The sequence below is a fragment of the Micromonospora sp. NPDC005171 genome, from assembly GCF_040608575.1.
Taxonomy (GTDB): domain Bacteria; phylum Actinomycetota; class Actinomycetes; order Mycobacteriales; family Micromonosporaceae; genus Micromonospora.
Genome location: NZ_JBEXIM010000059.1, coordinates 18,158 through 27,682, shown reverse-complemented (window position 1 = coordinate 27,682; position 9,525 = coordinate 18,158). Strand labels below are relative to the sequence as shown.

The 9,525-nt window shown below is 69.2% G+C and carries 6 protein-coding genes and 2 pseudogenes; 2 read left to right on the top strand and 6 right to left on the bottom strand.

All coding sequences use genetic code 11. From position 1 onward, the window contains the following. Both ABZU74_RS32665 and ABZU74_RS32660 read right to left on the bottom strand, forming a co-directional pair. A pseudogene (locus ABZU74_RS32665) lies at positions 1-94 on the bottom strand (bifunctional riboflavin kinase/FAD synthetase); the annotation flags it as partial. A gap of 69 nt (positions 95-163) precedes the next feature. After that, the gene (locus ABZU74_RS32660; protein WP_355432192.1) at positions 164-1,519 is read right to left on the bottom strand and encodes an extracellular solute-binding protein; all 1,356 of its coding nucleotides are present in this window, start codon (positions 1,517-1,519) and stop codon (positions 164-166) included. A gap of 372 nt (positions 1,520-1,891) precedes the next feature. On the opposite strand from ABZU74_RS32660, the gene ABZU74_RS32655 reads away from it, so the two are divergent. Beyond that, the gene (locus ABZU74_RS32655; RefSeq protein ID WP_355432190.1) at positions 1,892-2,917 is read left to right on the top strand and encodes a LacI family DNA-binding transcriptional regulator; all 1,026 of its coding nucleotides are present in this window, start codon (positions 1,892-1,894) and stop codon (positions 2,915-2,917) included. A gap of 52 nt (positions 2,918-2,969) precedes the next feature. Continuing rightward, positions 2,970-3,944 (top strand): annotated as a pseudogene (locus ABZU74_RS32650) (family 43 glycosylhydrolase); the annotation flags it as partial. A gap of 67 nt (positions 3,945-4,011) precedes the next feature. On the opposite strand, the gene ABZU74_RS32645 reads toward ABZU74_RS32650, so the two are convergent. The 4 genes from ABZU74_RS32645 to ABZU74_RS32630 all read right to left on the bottom strand — a co-directional run bounded on the left by ABZU74_RS32645 (position 4,012) and on the right by ABZU74_RS32630 (position 9,525). Next, positions 4,012-6,405: an RICIN domain-containing protein gene (locus ABZU74_RS32645; protein ID WP_355432187.1), complete on the bottom strand. Its 2,394-nt coding sequence runs from the start codon at positions 6,403-6,405 to the stop codon at positions 4,012-4,014. Positions 6,406-6,485: 80 nt separating this feature from the next. Further along, a complete protein-coding gene (locus ABZU74_RS32640) occupies positions 6,486-7,337 on the bottom strand; it encodes a sugar phosphate isomerase/epimerase family protein (protein ID WP_355432185.1) in 852 nt (283 codons plus the stop codon). 6 nt (positions 7,338-7,343) lie between these two features. After that, positions 7,344-8,528, bottom strand: coding sequence for a substrate-binding domain-containing protein (locus ABZU74_RS32635; RefSeq protein ID WP_355432182.1), 1,185 nt, complete (start codon positions 8,526-8,528; stop codon positions 7,344-7,346). A gap of 13 nt (positions 8,529-8,541) precedes the next feature. Further along, positions 8,542-9,525 carry an ABC transporter permease gene (locus ABZU74_RS32630; protein ID WP_355432180.1) on the bottom strand — a complete coding sequence of 328 codons (984 nt, stop codon included), beginning with the start codon at positions 9,523-9,525 and terminating at the stop codon, positions 8,542-8,544.

Here is a 9,525-nt window from a genome sequence, read left to right as displayed (position 1 = left end):
CCGGCACCCGGGAGAACTCCGGGGTGAACGGCACCACGCAGAGCACGTCCACGCCGAGCGCCTCGATCAGCTCGGCCTTGCGGGCCGGCTCGGTGGGCCCGCGCGGGGGTGGGGCGGGCGCGACTGTCGTCCCGCCCGGTTGGTGCGCTGCCGAGGGCAGACGTCATCGGGACAGTTCCTTCTGGTACTCGGCCTGGACCGCCTTCACGTACCCCTCGGGCGTCTGCTGGCCGGCGATCAGCTTCTGCATCTCCGGCGTGATCACGGCGGCGAAGATGCCGCCGGTCGCGTTCGCTGTGAAGTCCACAGCGCCGTTCTCCGCGCCGAGCTGCTGCGACGCCTTCAGCGTCTCGGCCAGCACGGTGTTCGGGGCGGCGCTCGGCACCGGCAGGTCACTCGGGCCGCCGGGGCTGGAGCCGCCGACCGTCACCGAGATCTCGCGGGCCTTGGCGTTGGTGTGGACCCAGTTCAGGAAGTACGCGGCGGCGTCCGGGTTCTTGGCCTTGGCGGAGACGCCGAAGGTGTTGGGGGCGGACATCGCCACGTGCTTCCCACCGGGAGACTCGGTGGGGAAGAGGAAGAAGCCCACGTTGCCGGGCATCGACTTGTCGAGGTTGGCCGACTCCCAGTCGCCGTTGAACATGAACAGGCCGTTGCCCTTCTGGAACTCCCCCACCATGCCCGCGTAGTCCAGAGCGTTGGCGTCCTTGGTGAAGTAGCCGGCCTGGGCCCACTTCTGGATGGTCTGGGTGGCCTTCAGGGCAGCCGGGGTGTCGAACGTGGCCCCCGGCTTCTGGAAGATCCAGTCGGCGACCTGGGTCGGGTCGCCGAACTGGTTCTGCAGCGCCTGGTGCGGGAAGTTGATGCCCGCGGTGTTCTTGTTGAACTGCATGATCGGCTGGACCCCGCCGGTCTTCGCCTTGGCCAGCAGTTCCTCGAACTCGGCGACAGTGGCCGGCGGCTGGGTCATGCCGATCTGGCTGGCCAGCTTCTTGTTGTAGAAGACGCCGGTGACGCTGTAGCCGAGCCCCATCCCGTACAGCGAGCCGGTGCCCCGGGTGTTCTCGCCAACCCGCAGCTGCATGAGCTGCGAGGCGGGGAACTTGTCCCAGCCGTACGCGGTGAAGTACGGGTCGAGGTTCTTGAGCAGGTCGTCCTTGACCAGGTCGACCATGGTCGGGAGCCGGATGATGTCGGGCGAGTTGTCCGAGGCCATCACCCGGGGCGCGTTCTCCACGATCACCGTGAACTGGTCCTCACGGATGTTGAACGTGACGTTCGAGTGCTGCTTGGAGAACTCGTCGGCCAGCGCCTTGGCCAGCGGGAAGCCGGTCTCCGCGTACATCTCCAGGGTGATCGGGTCGGTCCCCAGTTCCGTCTTGACGGCGGCATCGGTCTTCTGGGTCGACGACCGGTCCTCGCCCGGCGCGCTGCAGGCCGTCGCGGTCATCCCGACCGCCAGCAACGACGCGAGGAGCACAATTCTCCGTCGCGGAAACTTTGTCAGCAATTCTGCCATTTCATGACTCCTTGACATCTCCACGCGTCTCGCAGCGCAGGGCCGCGCGACGGCTCCACCGGGACCACCGCGACCGGGTCGGGGCCACGACACGTACGCCGTGACCTGTCGCCCGGGCCCAGCACCCGTACCGTCAGCGGAAAAGAACCCAGCACGGCCACCGAAGGCGCCTCCGAAGGCACCAGAAGTGGTCGCTAAACTGATTTAGCAGAGCATGCGCGCGGCACGGGAAGCTGTCAAGGACAACTTGGCAACGGTGCGAGTACGTCGGGTTCACACCACGCCGACGTGACCGACGCTCGATCCCGGACGGCGACGCATCATGATGGGCAGGAGCGGCGCCTGTGGCACCGCGCCTGATTCGGAGGACTGATGGGCCGCAACAGAGCAACACTCGCCGACGTCGCGCGGAAGGCCGGGCTGTCCAAGACCGCCGCGTCGATGGTGCTCAACGGCAGAGAGGGCACCCGGCTCTCGGCCGAGGCGCACCAGCGGGTGTTCGCCGCCGCCGAGGAGCTCGGCTACCGGCCCAACCTCGCCGCGCGCAGCCTCCGCACCCGCAAGACGGCCACCATCGCGTTCGTCTCCGACATCGTGGCCACCACCCGGTTCGCCGGTGACCTCATCCGCGGTGCCCTCGACGCGGCCCGCGAACGGGACCACGTCCTGCTCATCACCGAGACGCAGGGCGACGCCACCTTCGAGCAGTACGCCATCGAGGCCGTCCTGGACCGCCAGGTCGACGGGGTGATCTACGCGGCGATGGCGACCCGACGGCTGACGGTGCCCGCGGCCATCCTCGGCGGCCCGGTGGTGCTGCTCAACGCCACCAGCCCCGACGGGCTGCCCAGCGTGGTCCCCGACGACGAGGGGGCCGGCCGCTCGGTCGCCACCGCCCTGCTGGAGCTCGGCCACCGCGACGCGATCGCGCTCATCGGCCGCAACCGGCTCAAGGAGGACGACCCGGAGGTCTCGCTCGCCGCCCGCGCCCGGCTGCACGGCATCCGGCAGACGCTCAACGAGGCGGAGGTCAGCCTCCTGGCCGAGTGTTTCTGCACCGAGTGGTTGCCCGAGCACGGTTACGCCGCCATGCGTGGCCTGCTGAGCAAGCCGAAGCGACCCAGCGCGATCATCTGCATGAACGACCGGCTGGCCTTCGGCGCCTACCAGGCTCTCGGCGAGGCGGGGCTGACTGTCCCAGAGGACATCTCGGTCATCTCGTTCGACGACGACCCGATCGCCGCCTGGTTGCGTCCCAGCCTGGCCACCACGGCGCTGCCGCACGAGCAGATGGGACGGCGAGCGGTCGAACTGCTCCTGGACGGGGGCGCCGCCGAGCCCTCGCTCGTTCCGATGCCCCTGCGCCGACGCCGCTCCCTCGCACCTCCGGCCGGCTGACCACGCCCCTCCGCCCCGTACGCCGGGCTGGCCTTGGCCGACGCTAAAACGGTTTAGTGCTAGGTTTCCGACCATGCTTCGTCTACCCGACCACTGGGTGTGGGACAGCTGGTACGCGCGGGACGACAACGGCCTCTGGCACGTGTTCTTCCTGCGCGCGTCCCGCGCCCTGCACCACCCGCACCGCCGCCACCGCCGGGCCACCATCGGCCACGCCGTCTCGGCGGACCTGCGCTCGTGGCGCCTGGTCGCCGACGCCGTGGTCCCCGCCGACGCGCCCAGCTGGGACGACCTGGCAACCTGGACGGGCTGCACGGTCCGCGGGCCGGACGGACGGTGGTACCTGTTCTACACCGGCGTCGGTCGCGCCGAGGACGGGCTCGTCCAACGCGTCGGGCTGGCCGTCTCCGACGACCTGACGACCTGGCACCGGCACGGCACCGAACCGATCGTCCAGGCGGACCCCACCTGGTACGAGCTGCTGGACAAGGACCTGTGGTACGAGCAGGCGTGGCGTGACCCGTGGGTGTTCCCCGACCCCGACGGCGAGGGTTGGCACATGCTCATCACCGCCCGCGCCAACACCGGGCCGGCGAACACCCGTGGTGTCGTCGGCCACGCCACCTCCACCGACCTCGTCAGCTGGACCGTCGCGCCGCCGCTGTCGACACCGGCCGGCTTCGGGCACCTTGAGGTGCCCCAGGTCGCGGTGCTCGACGGGCAGCCGCTGCTGCTCTTCTCCACCGAGGCCACCGGCAGCGCCCGCCGTGACGACCACCGGATCTGGGTGGCGACCGGCGAGACCACTCTCGGGCCGTGGGACATCGCGTCCGCCCGGCCGTTCACCCATCCGCACCTGTACGCGCCCCGGCTGGTCCCCGGACCCGACGACGACTGGTCCCTCATCGGCTTCCTCGACCACGTCGACGAGACGTTCGTCGGGGAACTCACCGATCCCATCCCGGTCCGCTACGAAGCCGCGACCGGGTTGACAGTGGACCCGGCGAGGGCGGACGTGGCGCAGTAGACCGGACAGGTCCGGGCCGAGGCGTGTGTCGCCCCGACCCGGACCTGTCGGTCGTCCAGCTACTGAATCAGCTGCGCAGCTGCCACTGCTGGTTGGTGCCGCCGATGCAGGACCAGAGGATCAACTTCGTGCCGTTCGCCGTCGCGGCGCCGTTGGCGTCCAGGCAGAGACCCGACTGCACTCCCGTGATCGTGCCGTTGGCGTTGATGTTCCACTGCTGGTTGGTGCCGCCGTTGCAGTCCCAGATCACCACAGTGGTGCCGTTGCTGGTGCCCTGGCCGGAGGCGTCCAGGCACTTGGTGCCGTACACCATGAGCTGCCGGCTGGCGGTGTGGGTCCACCGCTGGTTGGCGGCACCACTGATGCAGTCCCAGATCTGCGCCTGCGTGCCGTTGGTCGTGCTGGAGTTGCCGATCTCGGCGCACCGGCCCGACTGGACGCCCACGATCTGCACGTTCTGCGGGTTGGTGCTGCCGCCACTCTGCACGCCAGCCGTGTTGATCACCGTCTGCGCGCCCGACGGCCAACTGCCGTTGCTGACCGTGACGTTGCTGTTGACCACGTTGCCGCGGTCGCCGTTCGTCACGTTCGTGGAGTTGTTCGTCGACCAGTTGTTGGTGACGGTGAAGTTGCCCATGTTCTCCGCGTAGTAGTAGTTCGCGGTGGCCCAGGTGCCGGTGGAGGAGAACACGTTGTTGCGGGCGGTGTAGTAGCGGGAGCCCTCGTCGAAGTAGAGCCCGAACCAGCCGTTGGTCCGCAGGCAGTAGTTCTCGTTGATGGTTCCGCCCGGGTTCGCCGACAGCGTGTAGATGCAACCGCCGTCGGTCATCTGCTGCATCACGTCGTGTACGTAGTTGCCGATGACCTGGTTGTTGGCCGCGGTGGTCGCCGTGGTGTAGCGCGGCTGGTAGTTGTACAGGCCACGGTTGGCGTAGTGCTGGCTGCCGCCGGCGTCGTTCGCGCCCCAGCCGTAGCCGACCGACAGACCGGTGTACGGCATGTTGTAGACCTCGTTGTGCGAGACCAGCGAGGTGTTCACGTAGGTCGTCAGGATCGAGACGACGCCCCGGTACTCCAGGCCGAGATCGTGCACCCGATTGTTGCTGACGGTGATGTTGCGGTTGACCATCCGCTGGTCGCTGGGGTGGTGGGCGTCGGCGCGCACGCCGCCGACCACGATGCCACCGGCGGAGTTGCGGGCGATCTCGGAGCGGGTGACGGTGATGTTGCTGGCGCCCAGGCCGACGCCGCTGGCGTGGGCGTTGGCATCGTTGCCGATGCCGATGGCCGTCTGCCCGAGGTTGACGAACTGGGAGTCGCTGAAGCTGATGGTGTTGGCGGCGGACACCTGCACGGCGGCCGGCATCTGGGCCCAGCTCGGGCGGGTGGCCTCGAAGAGCGGGCAGCCCTCCTGGCAGGAGGTCAGCGCGTCGGACGGGCGGGCCCAGGAACCGACGATGTGCGCGCCGGTCTGCTGGTCGGCGAAGCCATTGCTGCTGCTCGGGCCGAGCCAGCTGGTGCCGGTGAAGGTGATGCCGCTGAACGACATGTGGTGTGCCGGCGCGTCGAGGGTGCCGCCGACGTTCACCAGGGACTGCAGCTGCGGCAACTCCACGCTGACCGAGCTCATGTTCTGTCCCGCGAGCGGGATGTAGTTGAGCTGGCCGCTGCTCGGGTTGAGATACCACTCCCCCGCCGAGTCCAGGAACTCGTACGCGTTGGTCAGGTAGAAGGGGCCGGCGCGGTGCGGGCTGGAGAGGGTGTCGAACCCGAAGGTGTTGTTGTTCCACGCGGGCTGCTGCATCGTCAGGAAGTTGCCGCTGATGCTCTGCACCGGCGAGTACCGGTCGGTGAACGAGCCGACGCTCTCCACCTCGACCCGGTTCTGGTTGCCGAGGTTGTTGAGGTAGCTGAGCGCGCTGTTGGTGAACCGCATGCCGGACGTGGTGAAGGTGAAGTCGGAGCGGTTCACGGCGGTGCGCGCCCGGGTGGCGACGGCCCCGTCGACGTAGAGCTGGCGGGAGTCGAGCCCGGCGGGAACGTTGGCCCGCCAGATGTTCTTGCCGGAGTCGACGAGCGACCACCCGGTGACCGCCCGAGCGCCGGTGATCGTCGGACGCGCGCCGGTGGCCGCCCGCCAGATCACCTGGTAGCCGTTGTTGCCCGAGTCGGCAGCGGTGAACCGCAGCGGCGACGAGAGTCGGTACGCGCCGTTGGCAAGCTCCACGACGATGTCACCGGACATCGTGCTGTTGATCGCCCGCACCGCGGTCTGCGCGGCGGTGAGCGAACACGGTTGGCTGGCGGAACACGCGGTGCCGGTGCCGGAGGGCGACGCGTAGAGGGTGGTGGTGGCCGCGAGGGCCGGGGACGCCGAGGCGGTTACCGCGACCAGGGCGGTCACCGCCGTCGCGGCGGCGCCGGCCAGCAGTCGGCGCAGCGGCGAGAGGGACGAGGACACGGGACGGTGCTCCTGACGTGAGAACGGGGTGGGGGTGACGGAACGGCCTCGACCGGCGCGGGGGTGGCCGGTCGGGGCGGTCATCCGAGGATCTCCCGGAGATAGCGCAGGCCGTCCGTGGCGAGACGGTCCTGCGAGGGGGCCAGCGGACGCCAGATCGCGGCGGCGGTGGCGATGGCCTCGTTCTCCGCTGTGAACGACTCGATGCAGATCGCACCCTGGTAGCCGGTGTCCCGCAGGACTGTGAAGAAGCGGGGCCAGTCGAAGTGGTCAGCGCCGGGAGCGCCCCGGTTGGTGCCGCTGACCTGGACGTGTTTGATGTGCGGGCCGGCGACGGCGAGAGCCGCGTAGGGGTCGGCCTCCTCGATGTTCATGTGGTAGGTATCGATCATGATGCCGACGTTGGGCGGTAGCCCGTCGATCAGCTCGATCGTCTGCTCGATCGTGTTGACGACGCTGGTCTCGTAGCGGTTCAACGCCTCGACACCGATGCTCACGCCCAACTCGCCGGCCTGCTCGGCCACCGGCGTCAGGGCCCGCCGGAAATCCGCGTAACAGGCCGCGCGAGCCGCCGGTGACATCCGCCAGGTGCGGCCGACCGAGGCGTACGCGGGGCCGCCGACGCATCCAGCGCCGACGGCCGCCGCGCTCGCCACGCAGCCCTTGAGGTACGCCACCGTCGACTCGACGACCGCCGGCGCGGCGTCGACCAGTTCCCGCCCGGGCGGGGTGACCGCGCAGACGCCGGCGGCGACGAGGCCGTGCTCCGCCAACAGGTCCCGGGTACGGATCGGGTCCCAGTCGCCGGGCTGCTCGATCGGCAACTCGACCGCGTCGAAGCCGAACGCGGCGATCCGCGGGATCAGATCGGCCAGGGCCCTGTCGTCGACCGGTGAGGCCCAGACCCAGGGGTTGACGCCGATGGCGTACATCGGACCCTACTTCCAGCGCTGCGGGTAACCGGGCAGGTCGGTGCAGCCGCACATGGCGTAGTGCAGCGGCGGCATACCCGGGTCGAGGTACTGGTCGAGGTTGTCCTGGGTGACTGTCGGCTGGGGCAGCTTCCACGGGTTGGACACCTGCTGGCCGTCCAGGATCCGCAGCGCCGCGATGATCGGCGTACGCCACTGGTAGGTCGGGTAGGTGGGCGCGATCGCGGTGAGCTGCTTGTCCTTCCAGATCTTCAGGAAGTCGAGCTGGTCCTCACCGTTCATCGGCGGAACGGGCTTGCCCGCGTCCTGGAACGCCTCGACCGCCGCGACGGCCACCGCTCCGGCGTCCATCCAGACCCCGTCGATCGTGCCGTACCGCTGGATGTAGTCGTCGACGATCTTCTTGGTCTTGGCCGGGTCACCGTCGGTGAACTCGACGCCGACGACGTCGACCTTCGCCTTGTCGAACGCCACCTTCGCCGCCGACCAGCGGGTCTCCAGGACGTCGACGCCGGGCAGGATCCGCAGGGCGAGGACCTTGCCGCCGGGCTTCATCTTTTGGCTGACGAACTCGGCCCCGACGTGGCCGAAGCCGTAACCGCCGATGGGGTTGATGAACGTCACCGGGCACTTCGTGTTGACACCACGGTCGAAGACGACGACCGGCAGCCCGGCCTTGCAGGCCGCCTCGACGGCCGGGGTGAGCGTGGCGGTGGTGTTCGGCGAGACGATGAGCGCGTCGCAGCCCTTGCCGAGCAGATCGTTGATGTCCGCGATCTGCTTCTGGTCCTTGCCCTCGGCGTCGACGTGCACGAACTCCTTGATGCGGCTCTTTTGCGCCTCGACCTCGGCCTGCATGGTCTTGAAGCCGACCTGCCGCCAGGGGTTGTTCAGGGCCGCGTTCGAGAAGCAGATCTTGTGCGGGCCGTTCTTCTTGAACTTGGCGGTGTCCACCATCGTCGGGTTGAGCACCTGCTCCCACGGCTTGTCGGCCGGGCCCGTCGGTGCCGCGTCGAGCAGCGCGAGCTCGGCGTCGTAGTCGGCCTGCACGAAGAACTTCGACTGGTCGCCGGTGCCGGACCCGGCGGCGGCGGATGCACTCCCCGACGGGCTCGCGGCCGGCTCGTCGGTGGAGCAGGCGGCGAGGGACAGCAGGGTGATGGCGGCAAGCGCCGCCATGGAACGTCGCACTATGGTTTCCCCTTTATCTCGAAGAAGAACGCGTTGCCGAGACCGCCACGGCGAGCAGGATGATCCCGCCCTGGACGGTCGACCTGAGGGCGCCGGAGACGCCGTAGAAATTCATGAGGGCAAAGAGCAGTTCGAGGGTCAGCGCGCCGAGCATCGCCCCGACGACCGCGCCGCGACCGCCGCCGAGCGCCACCCCACCGAGGACGACCGCGGTGATCGCACCGAACTCCAGGCCCGCACCGGCCTGGAACGACACGCCGCTGTAGCCGCCCAGGAGGATCGCCGCGACCGCCGCCGCGAGCCCGCTGAGGATGAAGGCGATGGTCCGGGTACGCCACACGCGTACGCCGCTCAGCTCGGCGGTGCGCGGGTTGTCGCCGACGGCGACAAGCGTCCGGCCGAAGTCGGAGCGCATCAGCAGCACGGCCGCCACCGCCAGGACCACCAGGACCAGCAGCGCGTACGGCACGCGGCCCAGCAGCGGCACGTCCTCGAAGGCCCGCCGGCCGAACCGCCGGAACTCCTCGGAGAGCCCACCCTTCGGGGCGCCGTCGGACCACAGGTAGACCGCGCCGACGAGGATCAGGAACATGCCGAGGGTGGTGATGAACGACGGCACCCGCAGCCGGGTGGTGATCAGGCCGTTGACCAGCCCGACCAGGGCTCCGAAGGCGAGCAGGAGCAGCACCACCGGCCAGGTACGCGCCGGGTCGCTGTCGATCAGCCGGGCGGCGACCACCACCTGCGCGGTGACCAGGGAACCGACCGAGAGATCGAACTCGCCGGACACGATCACGAAGTACTGGCCAGCGGCGAGCAGGATGATCGGCGCCGAACGACCGAGGAAGGACATCAGCGACGGCGGGGCCAGGAAGTCGGGCTGCCGAATGCCGACGAGCACCAACAGCACCGCGAGGATCGCGAGGATCGGCAGGACACCGCCGGGGCGCACCCGAGGCAGACGCAGCGGCAGGGAACGGGGCTGGACGGTCTGCAT

Coding starts and splice junctions, on each gene's coding strand:
- ABZU74_RS32660 (WP_355432192.1), bottom strand. CDS start 1,519: ATGGCAGAATTGCTGACAAAGTTTCCGCGACGGAGAATTGTGCTCCTC.
- ABZU74_RS32630 (WP_355432180.1), bottom strand. CDS start 9,525: ATGCAGACCGTCCAGCCCCGTTCCCTGCCGCTGCGTCTGCCTCGGGTG.
- ABZU74_RS32655 (WP_355432190.1), top strand. CDS start 1,892: ATGGGCCGCAACAGAGCAACACTCGCCGACGTCGCGCGGAAGGCCGGG.
- ABZU74_RS32640 (WP_355432185.1), bottom strand. CDS start 7,337: ATGTACGCCATCGGCGTCAACCCCTGGGTCTGGGCCTCACCGGTCGAC.